Raw genomic sequence first — 13,749 nt, 5'->3', positions numbered from 1 at the left:
CTGTGGGGTCTCTGAGAACAGACGTGACGGGGGTTCTTTGCCAATCCGATAACCGGTCAGTAGCGGTCCGCTGAGCGGATATCGGATGTGCCGGGTTGTTTCAGCCGATGGTCAGCAACGCCTCGTCCAGCACTCGCCGCAGCAGCAGCGCGTCGGCCGCGAGCGCGGTCACCAGCACGGCGGGCCCGGACAGCGGAACGAGCGATGCGCGGTCCCCGAGAAGCCGTGGCGCCATCGGCTCTTTCTCGAACTCGGGTCGTACGACGACGAGTTGACCGACCGCCCGATGCCCGGCCAACACCGCGGGACCGTCCCAGCCGCCGGGTGCGCCGGGGCCGCAGGCCAACTCCTGGTCCAGCAGCACCCGGCCGGCCGAGCGCACGGTGAGGCGGCTGGTGAGCCGCCCGGGCTCCTCCGCGGCGCGCCCGAGCACCTGCTCCTCCCGGAAGACCAGGCGTGCCCCGTCGCCGAGTTCGATCCGGGTCGACACCGTCAGCTCGCTGCCCTTCACGGAGATCAACTGCTCGGGCAACCAACGCAGTTCGCCCCCGGCCGCGACCCTCAGCCGTACGTCGTACCGTGCCTCGCCCTTCGCCTGCCCCGGCAGTGCGATGGTGGCGGCGGCCGAGCCGAGGTGCAGTCGAGCCCCGTCGGCGACCTCCGCCTCGACGGCGAAGTGGTCACCTCCGAGCGGGCCGCTCATGGCGCCGACGAGCATCACCCTGGCCTCGTCACCGGTCGCCCGGGTGCGGCGCGGGGCGAGCGGTCCCGCACCGTCGAGGACGGGCAGAGCGGTGCCGCCCCGGCCGTCGGGCACGGCGACGATCCGGGCGCCGGCGCGGACCCCGGCCGTCATGCCGCCCACGCGGCGAGCTTCTCCCGCACCCAGGCGGCGACGTCCCGCACTCCGGCCTCGGAGCGCAACGACTGGAAGACGACGGGCAGTTCGGCGCGCTGCGCCTTGGCGTCGGCGGCCATTCTGGCGAGGTCGGAGCCGACGTGCGGGGCTAGGTCGGTCTTGTTCACGACGAGCAGGTCGGCGGTCGTCACGCCGGGCCCGCCCTTCCGGGGGATGTCATCACCGCCGGCCACGTCGATGACGAAGATCTGCGCGTCGACGAGCCCCCTGGAGAAGGTGGCGGTGAGGTTGTCACCGCCGGACTCCACGAGGACGAGGTCGAGCGGACCGACCTCGTCCTCCAGATCCTCCACGGCCTCCAGATTGGCGGAGATGTCGTCACGGATGGCGGTGTGCGGACACGCCCCCGTCTCCACCGCGCTGATCCGCTCGGGCGGCAGCACGGCCTCCCGCAGCAGGAACTCGGCGTCCTCGCGGGTGTAGATGTCGTTGGTGACGACGGCGAGCGAGAACTCGTCCCGAAGCGCCCGGCAGAGCGCCGCGACAGTAGCGGTCTTACCGGACCCGACGGGCCCGCCGAGCCCGATCCGCAGGGCACGGCGCCGCCCGTCGGGTCGGTGCGCGTCGGCGCTCACGGCGTTCCCGGCGATGTCGTGGGAGTGGTCGAGGTGCATGGGGCGGCTCCAGCTGGAGGTTTCAGCACGGACGAAGGGTTTTCAGCCCGTTATGGGGTCCTGGGCTCCCCCTGCTCGAGCGCAGCCGAGAGTGGGGGAGAAGTCGAGAGCTTGGGGGAGCGTGCTCTGGGGGTACCCCCGGCCGGAGGCTGGGGGAGTGTCGGGCGGAAGTCCTCGTACTGGATGTACTTGGGTTTTCGCCCGGTGCGGCGAGTGGGGGCCCCTGCTCGGAGAGCTTGGGGGAGCGTGCATGGCGTCGCGCGGCAGACGGGAATTTGACGACAGGGCCCAGGCCGATGGCGGGGTCCGGGGGCGGCCGCCCCGAGAACGGGCGCCCGGGGATGACAGACCCCGAGGAAAGCTGCCCGGGGACCACACCTCTCGAGAACAGCGGCCTGCGGACGGCAGCTCCGAGAACGGGGCCCCGGGACGGCAGCCCCCAAGAACAGCAACCCGGAGACCACACCCCCAGAGAACAGCAGCCCGCGGACGACAGCCCCCGCGAACAACAGCCCAGGGGGCGCAGCCCCCCGAGAATCGGGGGCCCGGGGGCGGCAGCCCCGGGAAGGGATGGGTAGGGGCGGCGGGGGCGAGAACCCTACGACGCGAACAACCGCACAGCCCAAGCCGCATGCACCTCCGCCCCGATCTCCAGAAGCGGCGCAGACGCCGCGGGGAGCGCGTCGACCCCGTCGTCGAGGGCCCGCCGAGCCCCCTCCACGGCCCGCCCGACGACAAGATCGAGCTCCGGCGCCAGCCGGGCCAGCACCCCCGTCGCATCGAAGGGATCAAGGCTCAGCAACCGCACAACAGCGGTAGCCGGCCCGCTGACGCTCTCGTACACGGAGCAGTATGCGGCGTCCTCCGCCCCCAGCCCGGCGGACCGGGCGGCGAGCCCGAGCACCACCGGCTGGTGCGCCCCCTTGGGGAACTCCCGGGCGAGCGCGTCGAGTTCGGCGGACGGCCAAGTAGCCCTCGCGGCGCGCATCATCTGCCGTCCCAGCTTGCGCCCGGCCACCCGCAACGCGGGCGACGGCGTACGGGCGTCCGCCGCGGTGTCCAGCGCCACCGGGTCGAGCCCCAGTGCGGCCGCCGCGGCGAGCGAGGCCGACACCAGTCCCGCCGTATACAACCGCCCCCGGCAGAACTCCTCCAGCGACTCGGTCCCGGTGATCCGCCCGGCCTTGACGGCCGCCTCCGCGCCGCCGGAGTGCGCATGCCCTCCGGCGGGAAAGCGGCCGTCGGCCAGGACGAGAAGAGCGGCCCGTGACATCAGAAGAGGAAGTAGCGCTGGGCCATGGGCAGTTCGGCGGCCGGTGTGGCCTCCACCAGTTCCCCGTCGATGTGCACGGCGAAGCTGTCGGGATCGACCCGGACCGCCGGCCGCGCGTCGTTCTCGCGCATGTCGGCCTTGGTCACCCCGCGGGTGGACTCGATCGCCGCGAACCGCTTCCCGAGCCCAAGCCGCTCCGGCAGCCCGTCCTCGATGGCCAGTGGGGCGACGAAGTTGACCGAGTTCGCGGCGGGCGCCCGCCCGATCGCGCCGAACATCGGCCGGGGCAGGATCGGCTGCGGCGTCGGGATGGAGGCGTTGGCGTCGCCCATCTGCGCGTAGGCGATCTGCCCGCCCTTGATGACGAGGTGCGGTTTGACCCCGAAGAACGCGGGTTCCCACAGCACCAGGTCGGCGAGTTTGCCGGTCTCGACGGACCCGATCTCCCGGGCGAGGCCCTGGGCGAGCGCCGGGTTGATCGTGTATTTGGCGACATAGCGACGCACCCGGTGGTTGTCGGCACGCCTGTCCCCGGGGAGCGCGCCGCGCCGAGCTTTCATGACGTGCGCCGTTTGCCAGGTCCGCATGATGACCTCGCCGACCCGTCCCATGGCCTGGGAGTCGGAGGAGATGATCGAGATGGCGCCGAGGTCGTGCAGTATGTCCTCGGCTCCGATGGTCGAGGGCCGGATCCGTGACTCCGCGAAGGCCAGGTCCTCGGGAACCGCCGCGTTCAGGTGGTGGCACACCATCAGCATGTCGAGGTGTTCCTCGGCGGTGTTGACGGTGAACGGGCGCGTGGGGTTGGTGGAGCTGGGCAGCACGTGCGGTTCGGAGACCACGGTCATGATGTCGGGCGCGTGCCCCCCGCCGGCACCCTCGGTGTGGTACGCGTGGATGCCGCGCCCGCCGATGGCGGCGAGGGTGTCACCCACGAAGCCGGCTTCGTTGAGCGTGTCGGTGTGGATGGCGACCTGGATGCCGGTCTGGTCGGCGACGGTCAGCGAGGCGTCGATGACGGCCGGGGTCGACCCCCAGTCCTCGTGCAGCTTCAGACCGAGCGCGCCGCCGCGGATCTGCGACAGCATCGCCTCGTGTGAGACGGTGTTGCCCTTGCCGAGCAGGCCGATGTTGAGCGGGTAGGCCTCCATCGACTCCAGCATCCGCGCCAGGTGCCACGGCCCGGGGGTGACGGTCGTGGCCTTGGACCCCTCGGCGGGGCCGGTGCCGCCGCCGACCAGGGTGGTGATGCCCGCGGACAGTGCCTCGTCGGCGATCTGGGGGCAGATGAAGTGGACGTGCGCGTCGATGGCACCGGCGGTCACGATGCGCCCGTTGCCCGCGATGATCTCGGTCTCCGGCCCGATGACCAGGTCCGGGTGCACCGCGTCCATGGTGTCCGGGTTGCCGGCCTTGCCGATGCCGGTGATCCGGCCGTCGCGGATACCGACGTCGGCCTTGACGATCCCCCAGTGGTCGACGATGACGACACCGGTGATCACCGTGTCCGGGGTGCCGTCTGCGCGCGTAGCGCGTGACTGTCCCATGGACTCGCGGATGACCTTGCCGCCGCCGAAGACGGCCTCGTCACCGGCGCGCCCGGGGCCGCCGCTCAAGTCCTTCTCGATCTCGATCAGCAGATCGGTGTCGGCCAGCCGGATCCGGTCACCGGTGGTGGGGCCGAACAGATCGGCGTACGCGGCACGTGACAACTCAGGCATCCAGAGCACCTCCGGTCTCACCGCGCAGTCCCGGCACCGCACGGGCGCCGGTGAGCGGAACGAGTTCGACGTCGACGGGGATCCCGGGCTCGAAGCGCACGGCGGTGCCGGCCGCGACGTTGAGCCGCTTGCCGCGCGCCGCGGCACGGTCGAACTCCAGGCCGGGGTTGGCCTCGGCGAAGTGGTAGTGGGAGCCGACCTGGACGGGCCGGTCGGCGGCGTTGAGCACGGTCAGCCGGGTGACCTCGCGGCCTTCGTTGAAGGCGACGGGCTCCTCGGCGAACAGGACCTCTCCGGGAATCATGGTGGCCGCTCCCCCGTCAGACGATCGGGTCGTGGACGGTGACGAGTTTGGTGCCGTCGGGGAAGGTCGCCTCCACCTGGACGTCGTGGATCATCTCCGGGATGCCCTCCATGACGTCGTCACGGGTGAGCAACTTCCGTCCGGAGGACATGAGTTCGGCGACGGTACGGCCGTCACGCGCGCCTTCGAGGATGTGCGACGTGATCAGGGCCACCGCCTCGGGGTGGTTGAGCTTCAGCCCTCGGGCCCGGCGCTTCTCGGCGACGTCGGCCGCCACATGGATGAGCAGCCTCTCCTGCTCGTGCGGGGTCAGTTGCACGGCGTCCCACCTCACAGTCCTCGCTCCGGACCGTGCGGGGTCCGGTTGCCGCGGCCACCGCGACGGGTCGGCTGCAACGTCTGATGCGGTTGCAAAAGCCCTGGTGACGTGGTGATGGAGGCTAGTTGGGGAGAGTTTCAGGCACGTTAACCGGCACGGACCGCGGCACGGACCGTCACCCGGCCTCCCCCATGCTCATCACCCCGCGCAGACCGCCGCGCAGCACATCGAGCGGCCCGGCCCCGAGAAGTGCCTGCTGCGCGACGAACCCCCTGGGCCGTGGCGACCAGGGTGCGGGCCACGTGCTCCGCGGGGATGCCCGAGCGCATCATCCCGGCGTCCTGGTACCACTCGACGACGTGTACCCAGCCCGCGCGGACCTTGCCGTAGGTATCGTTCAGCACGGCTGACAGTTCCTCGTTGCCGGCGGCTGCCGGCAAAAGAACATTTCTCGACAAGGCTCGCCCATTCCGGCCGGCGGCTGCCGGCAATGCGCACGCCTTTCCGGAAGGTGGCGGCGGTCAGGACGAGCGGCACGTCGGTCGCGGGCGACCACCCGGCCCCCTGCGACGCTGAGCAGCTGTCGGTCACCGCGGTTGGCCGTGCGCCGGCGAGCTGATCACTCCGGGGACGCCGCCCCGGCCCCGCTCCCCGAACGCCGGACGGGCTGAATCATCAGCCCGTCCGGCGTTTTTTCCACGACGAGGCCGCAGAGCCGGTGCGGCGGTCCGGGCGCGGCAGCCTCCGACGGAACAGGGGACGGGACGTGACTCGGGCGGAGGGTGCGAACGATCCGTCAGCCCGCCCCGGGGCGGTGTTCGGCGGTGATGCCGAACCGCTGCCGCTCCCGCGGCGCCGCGGCGACCTCACGAACGCTGGAGACCGAGCTGACGACCTGTTCCTCCTCGGGCTTCTCCAGCTCCTCGAGCCGCTCCAGGTCGGCGGCGGAGACCAGCGCGACGAGCGGCTTGCCGTGCCGCGTCACCACGACCCGCTCGCCGCCGTACACCACACGGTTGATCAGCTCGGCGAGCTCCGCCCGGGCTTGCGTCACCGGAATCTCGTAGGCCATGTCCCTCAGCTTAGGCGCCGCCGCGATTTTCGCTGTCAGCGAGCACCCGCCCAGAGTTCTGTACATCCTGTACATTTTCCACAGCCGTATGAAGGAGGCGCCAGCCATGCACCGACCGACCGCACGCCATGTCCTGCCGGAATTCACGGAGCGCACCACTTCGGGTCAGCGCACGCTCGATCCGTACTCGAAGCTGCTGGAGGAGCGGATCGTGTTCCTGGGGGCGCCGATCGACGACGCCTCGGCCAATGACGTGATCGCCCAGTTCATGCACCTCGAGTACGCGTCGCCGGACCGCGACGTCTCGCTCTACATCAACTCCCCCGGCGGCTCCTTCAGCGCGATGACCGCGATCTACGACACGATGCGCTTCGTCGCCTGCGATGTGGGGACGGTCTGTCTGGGCCAGGCCGCATCGTCCGCCGCGGTGCTGCTGGCGGCGGGGGCCGAGGGCAAGCGGTTCGCCCTGCCGGGCGCCCGGGCGCTGATCCACCAGCCGTCGTTCGAGGGGCCGGTCCGGGGTCAGACCAGCGATCTGCTCATCCAGGCCGCGGAGTTGACCCGTACGCGGGAGCAACTGGAGGAGATGCTCGCCCGGCACACCGGCCGCAGCCGTGAGCAGATCACGGCGGACATCGAGCGGGACAAGGTCCTCGATGCCGCGGAAGCCCTGGAGTACGGCCTGGTTGACCGGGTGATCCCCAGCCGCAAGACCTCGCGCACCACCCCGGGCGCGAGGTGACGGCGCCGATGCTGCCTCCCGAGCTGCCTCCGCTGCCCGCGCTGACGCGCGCCGAGGGCGAGTTGATCGATCGTTATCTGGAAGTGGTGGACCTGCTCGGCCGAATCAACCCGGCCCGCCCCGGCGACACCTATGGTGGACTGCGCGCCGCCCAGGCCCTGGTCGGCCGCGCCGCGGCGCTGCGTGACGCGCTGGCGACGATGCATCAGCGCGGCGAGAGCGAGGTCCACGCCCCCACGCTGGCCCGCGCCTTGCGGGTGCTGGACGGGGAGCGCCGGGCGGCGCGGGTGGGCGTGCCGAGCGAGACCGACTACCGGTGAGGCGCACGACCTCCGGCCACGCGAGCGCACCACCCGATTAGCAGAGAAGCGCGTGTCCGGTCTGCTCCCTGAACGGACCAAATGGGATACCCCAAATCGGTGGAGATGCCTCTCCCGCCAAAAGCACCAAGGGAGTTGCGCAAGACGCGTAGGCAGTTGGCGGAATGAAGCGTTCCGATGCTGGTGCGGGGGTCCTCACCCTGGCCGCCTGTGGCTCGAAAATCGCACTGTCCACCCGAACGAGTGAGTGGTGAGTAAGCCCACAAAACGCCGATTCGATTCGGTTTTTCAGTCACGGATGAGTCAAGATCCCTGTCGACGACAAGCCCCCGCCACAGCGGCGGGGCGGTCCGGGCGGACGCCGAGTCCTGCCGCCGCCCGGATGACCGGTCGACAGGAAGTGCATCGGCAGGAGTGGAGGACCCAAGCACGACGGGCCGCCGGAAGAGCACAACGTCCGGGCCAGGCCCTTGGGGTGAAGCCGCAGCGATGCGGCCGGGCAACTTCGCCAGCCCGAATCCGACAGGTCATCCTTCACAGGCGGCTGACGAAGGGTTGCGCATGACTGCGCTCAATCGTGTCCCGTCGCTGCTCACCAGGGCCGGTACCGCCTCGGCTCTCACCCTCGCCGCCGTCGGTGGCACCCTGGTGGTCCCCGGAATGGCGTCCGAGGCGGACGCCGCCACCGTGGCGACGAAGGCACTCAAGGTGGCTGCTTCCAAAAAGGGAGCCCCGTACCAGTGGGGCGCCGCCGGACCGCGTCGTTTCGACTGCTCCGGTCTCACGCTGTACTCGTTCAAGCGCGCCGGCAAGAAGCTGCCGCGCACGGCCCAGGCCCAGTACAACAAGACGAAGCACATCTCCGCGTCCAACCGCAGAAGCGGTGACCTGGTGTTCTTCCACTCCGGATCGAACGTCTACCACGTCGGTATCTACGCCGGTAAGGGCAAGATCTGGCACTCCCCGAAGACCGGGGACGTGGTGAAGCTGTCGAAGATCTGGTCGAAGAGCGTCTGGTACGGGCGAGTCGCCTGATCAACGGGGTGGCGGCGGTGCCTCCGCCGCCACCCGCTGCATGTCTGGGTCAGTCCGAAACGGTTACTCACCAGGGCATGGGCGACCAGAGACTCGACGAGAGACTTGCACAGGCGCGCCGCGAGACTCCGCTGGAGCGCGCCGACCGTAACTTCAACGAACTGCTGCAGGAGCTGCGGGTCACCCAGACCGGAGTACAGATCCTGTTCGCGTTCCTGCTGACCTTGGCCTTCACACCGCGCTTCCCCTCCCTGGACACCACGCAGCGCGCCATGTACGTGACCACGCTGCTGCTTGCGGTGATCGCCGCGACCCTGTTCACGGCACCGGCCGCTCTGCACCGCTCGCTCTTCCAACAGGGCGCGAAACCCACGATCGTGCACGTCTCCTCCCGGCTGGCCTCGGCGGGGCTGGTGGTGCTGATGTTCGCGTTCACCGGGTCGGTGCTGCTGGTCGTGGACGTGACGCTGAACCGGGGTGCGGGGATAGCCGCCGGAGTGGGGACGCTGCTCGTCTGTATCGGGTTGTGGGGAGCGCTGCCCCGTTTGGTACTGCGCAGCCTCAGGTCCAGAGAGCCTCGAGAAGGAGCAGGGCGCCCAGAGCAGTGAGCGCGGTGCCCGTCACGGTCGCCACGGCGCGCGCGGCCCGGGGCCGCCGCAGCCACCGCCCCAGCCGGTCCACGAGCAGGGCCACGGCGGGGAACCACAGCAGACCCAGTACGACGATGATCAGCGCGAGCACCAGCGTCCGCGGCATGGCGGGACTGCCCGCGGGCACGAACTGCGGCAGCAGACTGAGGAACGTGATCGGTGCCTTCGGATTGAGCGCGTTGGTCACGAAGCCTTCCCGCAGTGCCGCGAGCACCACACGCCGACGCTCCGGCCCGGCCCCTTGCACCGGCCCGAGTACCGGCCCCGGCCCCGACCCCTCGGAAGAGTCCGCCGCGGGCGCCGGCCGTGCCGCGCCGGACCGCGCCGACCGCAACGCGCGCACGCCCAGCCAGAGGACATAGCCGGCGCCCGCGAGCTGCACCGCGTCGAACAGCGCCGGTACGGCGGACAGGACCGCCGCCACCCCCGCCACCGCGAGTGCCGTGTGCAGGAGCAGGCCCGCGGTGATCCCCAGCGCGCAGGCGACTCCGGCGCGGCGGGAGAGCAGGGCGTTGCGCACGACGACCGTGAAGTCCGCGCCCGGCATGGCGATCATGCCCGCGGCGACCCCGGTGAAGGCGACCAGTTGTGCGTCCATGGGTCCAGCGTGCATTCACCAGGCCTTCAGAAGGTATGTCGAATATTCTGGCCCTGCCTTAAGCAGAGCTTTAGGCAGGGCTTGATCAGGGCTCTTCGTGCCGACCGTTTCGTCAGGGGCCGTATGTACGATCCGACGCGTCTCGCCGCCCTGGTTGCCGTGGCCGAGGCCGGGTCGATCACGCGGGCCGCCGAGCGGCTCGGCTACACCACCCCGGCGCTCTCGCAGCAGCTCGCGAAGCTGGAGCGGGAGGCCGGGGCCTCCCTCCTCGTCCGTCACCACCGTGGCGCCCGGCTGACCGATGCCGGTGAGCTCCTGGTGGCGCGTGCGCGACGGGTCCTCGACGAGTTGGAGCGGGCCCGTCTCGAACTGGCCCGCCTCTCCGGCCTGTCCGGGGGCACCCTGCGGCTCGGTACCTTCCCCACCGCGGGAATCCACCTCCTCCCGCCGGTGCTCAGCTCCTTCCGCCGGTCGCACCCGGACGTGGAACTGGCGGTGTCGCAGTACGAGCCGCCGGACGGAGTCACCGCGGTGGCCGAGGGGCGTGTGGACCTCGCCCTGACCCACGACTACGAACCAGCGGTCCCCCATCCGCTGCCGTCCTCGGTGGCCGCGGAGCCGGTGCTGGTCGAGGAACTCGTCCTGATCACCGCCCCCGGCCACGTCCTCACCGCGACGGCGTCCCGGCTGCCGCCGTCGGAGCTGGCCGGCCAGCCACTGATCAGCATGGCGCCCGCGCATCCGCCCCGCCGGGGCGTGGAGGCCGCGCTCGCCCGCGCCGGAGCCGTCCCCTCGGTCCTGGTGGAGACGCCGGGGTACGCCGTCGTCTGCGCCCTGGTCAGTGCGGGCCTCGGAGTCGCGGTCGTGCCGGAGATGGTGGCCCGGAGGGCGGCGACCCCGGTGGGGGTACGTCCGCTGGATCCCGGGGACCTGCGCCGTACGATCTCGGTCGTCCACCGGGTGGACGAGTCGGCACCCGCGGCCGACGCCTTTCGGGCCCTGCTGCGGGGCGCCTTCGGCCGCGCGGGACAGCGGAGTTGACCGCACGGGGATGCCGCGGAGCGCTCGGGGAACCGCGCTGGGCCGGTCAAGTCGGCTCAGTCGACGGTGATGTGATGCGACGTCAGGAAATTGGTTCCACCGGCGCCGTCCACGGCAGCACGATGGCCACGGTCTTCCCGCCCTCCGGAGTCCGCCTCACGTCCAGCTTTCCGCCGCATTCCGCGGCGAGCCAGCGGATGATCACCATGCCCCGGCCGTTGTCCTGCTGTACTGCCGCGGGCAAACGTTTCGGAAACCGCGGATCGCTGTCGGTGACGCCGATCCGCAACTGCTCGTCGCGGTCCAGCTCGATGTCGACGGTGAAGGTGGGCGACTGCCCGAAGGTGTGCTGGACCGCGTTGGTGGTGAGCTCGGAGACGATCAGCCGGATGGTGTCGGCGATCTCCGAATCTCCCGGCATGCCCCACTCGGTGAGGACGTTGGCGACGTATTTTCGGGCGGCGGAGACCGAGGCGGGATCGCTCGGCAGAGTAACGGACGCTTCCTGATGGTCTGCCATGGCGACGTCGTCCCTTTCCCACGGGACCGGAGTCCGACACGGAGCGGATGGTTCGAGTACGGTCCCGGACTTGGTGCTTCGCGCCAGAGTGCCATCACCAGCATGGTCACGGGTGGCGATCCCCCAAGATATGCATATATCTGTCGCCCGAAGCGGTGAACTCTGCGACGGCCGATCGTATTTGGGTGTATGACCTGCTCTTCCTCTACGGTCGGCGTGACAGCCGCGCACCGGCCGGAAGGAGACGGTGATGCAGTACGGTCCCGCGGTGCGCCGCCGCAAACTCGGCGCGGAATTAAGGGCACTGCGTGCCCGCGCCGGTCTCACCAGCGGCGAGGCCGCCCGGCTCGTGGGGTGGCACCAGTCGAAGGTGAGCCGTATCGAGACGGGCCGCAGTGGTGTGAAGCCGGCGGACGTGCGGTTGCTGCTGGAGGCCTACGACGTCCAGGACCCCGAAGTGCGGCGGGTGCTCGCCGTGTTGGCGGGCGCGGAGGTGGACGGGCGGCACCACTGGTGGCACGCGTACCGGGGCCTGCTGCCGACGACGTACCGCGACTTCATCAGCCTGGAGTCGCAAGCCTGCGGTATCCGCACGCTGGAGACCTGTGTGGTCCCGGGACTGCTGCAGACCTCGGACTACGCCCGGGCGGTGACCCGGGCCTCCGTGACCGGGCTGCCGGACGGCAAGGTGGACGCGCTGGTCGAGGTCCGGCTGGCCAGACAGGACGTACTGCGGTCGAACCAACTGCGGCTGGACGCGGTGCTGGACGAGGCGGTGCTGCGCCGCGCCGTCGGCGGGCCCGGGGTGATGCCGGCCCAGCTGAAACAGCTGCTGGCGGCGGCGCAGTTGCCGCAGGTCCGGCTCCAGGTGCTGCCGTTCGCCGGCGGGGAGCACATCGGAGTGACCGGCCCGTTCGTAATTTTGTCTTTTCCAAACACAACCGATCTGGATGTGGTTGTTCTCGACCATATGACGAGTAGCCTCTATCTCGAAGGGAAAGAGGACCTTCAGGCCTACAACAAAGCCTTCACTTCCCTACAGATCCAGGCCCTTTCCCCCGAGGACTCGTTGGATTTCATCGCCGGATTAGTCTGACGGCGTGCAAGGAGGCACCCATGCCGATTATGCCTCGGTCAGTACCCGCCACCACCGATCTGCACGACGTGCGCTGGCTGCGCAGCAGCTACAGCACGGGCATGAACAACTGCGTCGAGACGGCCCGCCCCGGCTCCGTCCGCTGGGCCGGACTGCTCGCCGTACGCGACTCCAAGAACACCGCGGGACCCGCGCTCCTGTTCGCCCCCGCCGCCTGGGAGACGTTCCTCGCCACCCTCCGGTGACGATGGCCCCCACTGCCGCCGCCCGGCGATGAACACACCGTTGCGCCCGGGGACGACGGCGTCCCGATACCGACCCCCCACCACCCACGACGAATCGATCAGCGTGTCGCGGTGCGCCCCCGTCCGGGCGCACCGCGCACGATCGTGCGTACGGCCCGGTCGATCTGCTCGTCGGTGAGATCCGCGCGGGCGGTCAGCCGCAGCCGCGAGATCCCGTCGGGCACCGACGGCGGCCGGAAGCAGCCCACCGCGAGTCCCGCCTCCCGGCACGCGGCCGCCCAGCCCACGGCCTCGTCCGGCGACGGCGCGCGGACGGAGACAACGGCCGCGTCCGGGCGTACCGCCTCGAAGCCCTCGGCCGTGAGACGCGCGTACAGGGCACCCGCCACCTCACGGGCCCGTGCCGCCCGCTCGGGTTCGCGGCGCAGCAGCCGCAGCGCGGCCAGCGCCGCCCCCACGGCGGCCGGGGCGAGCCCCGTGTCGAAGATGAAGGTCCGGGCCGCGTTGACCAGATGGTCGATCACCCGCGCCGGGCCCAGCACGGCCCCGCCCTGGCTGCCCAGCGACTTCGACAGGGTGACCGTGGTGACCACGTCCGGCGCGCCGGCGAGGCCCGCGGCGTACGGGGCGCCCCGGCCGCCCTCGCCCAGCACGCCCAGCCCGTGGGCGTCGTCCACCAGCAGACCCGCGCCGGACTCCCGGCAGACACCGGCCAGTTCGGCCAGCGGCGCCCGGTCCCCGTCCACCGAGAAGACGGTGTCGGAGACGACGACGGCGGGTCCGGGGCCCGTGTCCAGCGCCTTGCGGACGGCGTCGGGGTCGGCGTGCGCGACCACGTGCGTGGTACCGCGGGCCAGCCGGCAGCCGTCGATCAGTGAGGCGTGGTTGCCGGAGTCGGAGACGATCCGGGAGCCGTGCGGGGCGAGCGTGGTGACCGCCGCGAGGTTCGCCGCGTAGCCGGAGGAGAAGACGAGGGCCGCCTCGAAGCCGCAGAACTCGGCCAGTTCGCGTTCGAGTTCGGCGTGCAGCTCGGTGGAACCGGTGACCAGCCGGGAGCCGGTGGCCCCCGCGCCCCAGCGCCGTGCGGCGTGCCCCGCCGCGGCGGTCACCTCGGGGTGGCGGTGCAGTCCGAGGTAGTCGTTGCTCGCGAGATCGAGCAACGGCGAGTCGGCGGGGCGGGGACGCAGGGTGCGTACGAGCCCGGCCTCCCGGCGAAGCCGGGCCTGCTCGTCGATCCACTCGAACGGCGTTGCGCCCATGGGTCCTCCGGGGCCTTTTGT

General features: G+C 70.9%; 17 protein-coding genes and 1 riboswitch. Of the genes, 7 read left to right on the top strand and 10 right to left on the bottom strand.

Annotated features, from left to right (window positions below; genetic code table 11):
* Positions 1-100 precede the first annotated feature (100 nt).
* From EF387_RS15220 to EF387_RS15185, 7 genes are all read right to left on the bottom strand, one after another.
* On the bottom strand, positions 101-856 hold the full coding sequence (locus tag EF387_RS15220; protein ID WP_128377306.1) for an urease accessory protein UreD: 756 nt from the start codon (positions 854-856) through the stop codon (positions 101-103).
* Positions 853-1,533, bottom strand: coding sequence for an urease accessory protein UreG (gene ureG / locus EF387_RS15215; RefSeq protein ID WP_128377087.1), 681 nt, complete (start codon positions 1,531-1,533; stop codon positions 853-855). The genes EF387_RS15220 and ureG overlap by 4 nt, the downstream gene beginning before the upstream one ends.
* Before the next feature lie 598 nt (positions 1,534-2,131).
* A complete protein-coding gene (locus EF387_RS15205; RefSeq protein WP_128377085.1) occupies positions 2,132-2,806 on the bottom strand; it encodes an urease accessory protein UreF in 675 nt (224 codons plus the stop codon).
* Positions 2,806-4,527 carry an urease subunit alpha gene (locus EF387_RS15200; RefSeq protein WP_128377084.1) on the bottom strand — a complete coding sequence of 574 codons (1,722 nt, stop codon included), beginning with the start codon at positions 4,525-4,527 and terminating at the stop codon, positions 2,806-2,808. The genes EF387_RS15205 and EF387_RS15200 overlap by 1 nt, the downstream gene beginning before the upstream one ends.
* Entirely contained in the window at positions 4,520-4,831 is a 312-nt protein-coding gene (locus EF387_RS15195; RefSeq protein ID WP_128377083.1) for an urease subunit beta, read from the bottom strand. The genes EF387_RS15200 and EF387_RS15195 overlap by 8 nt, the downstream gene beginning before the upstream one ends.
* A gap of 16 nt (positions 4,832-4,847) precedes the next feature.
* Positions 4,848-5,150 (bottom strand): urease subunit gamma, encoded by a 303-nt coding sequence (locus EF387_RS15190; protein WP_010988499.1) that lies wholly within the window; start codon positions 5,148-5,150, stop codon positions 4,848-4,850.
* 796 nt (positions 5,151-5,946) lie between these two features.
* Positions 5,947-6,222: a type II toxin-antitoxin system Phd/YefM family antitoxin gene (locus EF387_RS15185; RefSeq protein ID WP_128377082.1), complete on the bottom strand. Its 276-nt coding sequence runs from the start codon at positions 6,220-6,222 to the stop codon at positions 5,947-5,949.
* 106 nt (positions 6,223-6,328) lie between these two features.
* Between EF387_RS15185 and EF387_RS15180 the strand changes: the two genes are divergently transcribed.
* From EF387_RS15180 to EF387_RS15165, 4 genes are all read left to right on the top strand, one after another.
* On the top strand, positions 6,329-6,964 hold the full coding sequence (locus tag EF387_RS15180; protein WP_128377081.1) for an ATP-dependent Clp protease proteolytic subunit: 636 nt from the start codon (positions 6,329-6,331) through the stop codon (positions 6,962-6,964).
* A gap of 8 nt (positions 6,965-6,972) precedes the next feature.
* Complete coding sequence (locus tag EF387_RS15175; protein WP_128377080.1) at positions 6,973-7,284, top strand: hypothetical protein; 312 nt, start codon at positions 6,973-6,975, stop codon at positions 7,282-7,284.
* 391 nt (positions 7,285-7,675) lie between these two features.
* Positions 7,676-7,842: riboswitch (cyclic di-AMP (ydaO/yuaA leader) on the top strand.
* Positions 7,843-7,845: 3 nt separating this feature from the next.
* Positions 7,846-8,319 (top strand): C40 family peptidase, encoded by a 474-nt coding sequence (locus EF387_RS15170; RefSeq protein ID WP_128377079.1) that lies wholly within the window; start codon positions 7,846-7,848, stop codon positions 8,317-8,319.
* 77 nt (positions 8,320-8,396) lie between these two features.
* On the top strand, positions 8,397-8,927 hold the full coding sequence (locus EF387_RS15165) for a DUF6328 family protein (protein WP_128377078.1): 531 nt from the start codon (positions 8,397-8,399) through the stop codon (positions 8,925-8,927).
* Here the strand turns inward: EF387_RS15165 and EF387_RS15160 are convergent.
* Complete coding sequence (locus tag EF387_RS15160; protein WP_128377077.1) at positions 8,881-9,567, bottom strand: LysE family translocator; 687 nt, start codon at positions 9,565-9,567, stop codon at positions 8,881-8,883. The genes EF387_RS15165 and EF387_RS15160 overlap by 47 nt on opposite strands.
* A 123-nt stretch (positions 9,568-9,690) precedes the next feature.
* Between EF387_RS15160 and EF387_RS15155 the strand changes: the two genes are divergently transcribed.
* Positions 9,691-10,608, top strand: a complete 918-nt coding sequence (locus EF387_RS15155) for a LysR family transcriptional regulator (RefSeq protein WP_128377076.1) — start codon at positions 9,691-9,693, stop codon at positions 10,606-10,608.
* Between the two features lie 82 nt (positions 10,609-10,690).
* On the opposite strand, the gene EF387_RS15150 is transcribed toward EF387_RS15155, so the two are convergent.
* A complete protein-coding gene (locus tag EF387_RS15150; protein WP_128377075.1) occupies positions 10,691-11,128 on the bottom strand; it encodes an ATP-binding protein in 438 nt (145 codons plus the stop codon).
* Positions 11,129-11,378: 250 nt separating this feature from the next.
* Between EF387_RS15150 and EF387_RS15145 the strand changes: the two genes are divergently transcribed.
* Both EF387_RS15145 and EF387_RS15140 read left to right on the top strand, forming a co-directional pair.
* Positions 11,379-12,224: a helix-turn-helix domain-containing protein gene (locus EF387_RS15145; RefSeq protein WP_128377074.1), complete on the top strand. Its 846-nt coding sequence runs from the start codon at positions 11,379-11,381 to the stop codon at positions 12,222-12,224.
* A gap of 20 nt (positions 12,225-12,244) precedes the next feature.
* Positions 12,245-12,469 (top strand): DUF397 domain-containing protein, encoded by a 225-nt coding sequence (locus tag EF387_RS15140; RefSeq protein ID WP_128377073.1) that lies wholly within the window; start codon positions 12,245-12,247, stop codon positions 12,467-12,469.
* A gap of 98 nt (positions 12,470-12,567) precedes the next feature.
* On the opposite strand, the gene EF387_RS15135 is transcribed toward EF387_RS15140, so the two are convergent.
* The gene (locus EF387_RS15135) at positions 12,568-13,728 is read right to left on the bottom strand and encodes an 8-amino-7-oxononanoate synthase (RefSeq protein WP_128377072.1); all 1,161 of its coding nucleotides are present in this window, start codon (positions 13,726-13,728) and stop codon (positions 12,568-12,570) included.
* Between the last annotated feature and the right edge of the window lie 21 nt (positions 13,729-13,749).

This window comes from Streptomyces cavernae (assembly GCF_004023625.1).
Taxonomy (GTDB): domain Bacteria; phylum Actinomycetota; class Actinomycetes; order Streptomycetales; family Streptomycetaceae; genus Streptomyces; species Streptomyces cavernae.
Note: the sequence above shows the minus strand (reverse complement) of the source record. Positions and strands in the feature narration are given on the sequence as shown.

Coding starts and splice junctions, on each gene's coding strand:
- EF387_RS15185 (WP_128377082.1), bottom strand. CDS start 6,222: ATGGCCTACGAGATTCCGGTGACGCAAGCCCGGGCGGAGCTCGCCGAG.
- EF387_RS15205 (WP_128377085.1), bottom strand. CDS start 2,806: ATGTCACGGGCCGCTCTTCTCGTCCTGGCCGACGGCCGCTTTCCCGCC.
- EF387_RS15195 (WP_128377083.1), bottom strand. CDS start 4,831: ATGATTCCCGGAGAGGTCCTGTTCGCCGAGGAGCCCGTCGCCTTCAAC.
- EF387_RS15145 (WP_128377074.1), top strand. CDS start 11,379: ATGCAGTACGGTCCCGCGGTGCGCCGCCGCAAACTCGGCGCGGAATTA.
- EF387_RS15170 (WP_128377079.1), top strand. CDS start 7,846: ATGACTGCGCTCAATCGTGTCCCGTCGCTGCTCACCAGGGCCGGTACC.
- EF387_RS15155 (WP_128377076.1), top strand. CDS start 9,691: ATGTACGATCCGACGCGTCTCGCCGCCCTGGTTGCCGTGGCCGAGGCC.
- EF387_RS15200 (WP_128377084.1), bottom strand. CDS start 4,527: ATGCCTGAGTTGTCACGTGCCGCGTACGCCGATCTGTTCGGCCCCACC.
- ureG (WP_128377087.1), bottom strand. CDS start 1,533: ATGCACCTCGACCACTCCCACGACATCGCCGGGAACGCCGTGAGCGCC.
- EF387_RS15150 (WP_128377075.1), bottom strand. CDS start 11,128: ATGGCAGACCATCAGGAAGCGTCCGTTACTCTGCCGAGCGATCCCGCC.
- EF387_RS15165 (WP_128377078.1), top strand. CDS start 8,397: ATGGGCGACCAGAGACTCGACGAGAGACTTGCACAGGCGCGCCGCGAG.
- EF387_RS15160 (WP_128377077.1), bottom strand. CDS start 9,567: ATGGACGCACAACTGGTCGCCTTCACCGGGGTCGCCGCGGGCATGATC.
- EF387_RS15220 (WP_128377306.1), bottom strand. CDS start 856: ATGACGGCCGGGGTCCGCGCCGGCGCCCGGATCGTCGCCGTGCCCGAC.
- EF387_RS15135 (WP_128377072.1), bottom strand. CDS start 13,728: ATGGGCGCAACGCCGTTCGAGTGGATCGACGAGCAGGCCCGGCTTCGC.
- EF387_RS15175 (WP_128377080.1), top strand. CDS start 6,973: ATGCTGCCTCCCGAGCTGCCTCCGCTGCCCGCGCTGACGCGCGCCGAG.
- EF387_RS15180 (WP_128377081.1), top strand. CDS start 6,329: ATGCACCGACCGACCGCACGCCATGTCCTGCCGGAATTCACGGAGCGC.
- EF387_RS15140 (WP_128377073.1), top strand. CDS start 12,245: ATGCCGATTATGCCTCGGTCAGTACCCGCCACCACCGATCTGCACGAC.